At 44.0% G+C, this 865-nt stretch carries 1 protein-coding gene; it reads left to right on the plus strand.

The genetic code is table 11. From position 1 onward, the window contains the following. On the plus strand, positions 1-640 hold a 640-nt coding region (locus AB4238_RS16610), incomplete at its 5' end, for a transposase (protein ID WP_372034431.1). Positions 641-865 lie beyond the last annotated feature (225 nt).

Below are 865 nucleotides of genomic sequence, written 5' to 3' on the forward strand. Positions count from 1 at the left end.
GATTGAAGAGTATGCTGTTGCCCAGCTTAAACATCTAATAGCGACCTATCGCTCAAGGCTAAGTGATATTAGTTGGTTTATGCGGTGCCTCAATGAACCTATTGCGAGACAAGCCAACCTAGAAGACAATTGCACAGGCCATTTCTGGGAAGGGCGGTTTAAGTCTCAAGCTTTACTGGATGAAGCTGCAGTATTGGCTTGCATGGCCTATGTGGAGCTCAACCCGATTCGAGCCCAAATGGCTAGTACACCCGAGCAATCAGATTTCACTAGTATCAAGCTCAGAGTGAAAGCTGCACTATCAGGTGAGCAACCCAAAAGTCTTTTATCGTTTGTTGGTAATGAACGCGCTAATCAACCCAAAGGTATAGCTTTCTCACTGCAAGACTACCTTGTATTGGTAGATGAGACAGGCCGAGCCATTCGAGATGACAAACGTGGGGCCATCGATTCAAAGGCTAGTGGCATACTTGACCGGCTAAATATCCCGACAGCAAACTGGATAAAAATCGTCACTGAATTTGGCCAACTGTTTCATGGTCCTGTAGGCACATTGCAAGAGTTTAGTTACTACTGTGAGCATTTGAATAAACGAAGGCGACACTTCTCAAGTAGTTGTCGGTATATTCCCACCAGCTAAATTCAAATCGTCACTTACCACATCGTTCCTCAGTCAAATTGACAGAGTTAACCTTCCTTACCGAAAAACTAACTATACGTGTCTGTTTTACGTTCTTAGGGCCTACTTCGCATAGCCTATTAGTGTGTTGGGCGAAGATTAGAGGCGAGGAATCAAGCCGTCATAGATATACTTGGTGAGAGTCTGCTATGTTGTTGATTAATAATGGCTGGCTAATGTATTTCT

Origin of the sequence: Shewanella sp. 10N.286.45.A1, from assembly GCF_041470405.1 — a bacterium.
GTDB lineage: Bacteria > Pseudomonadota > Gammaproteobacteria > Enterobacterales > Shewanellaceae > Shewanella.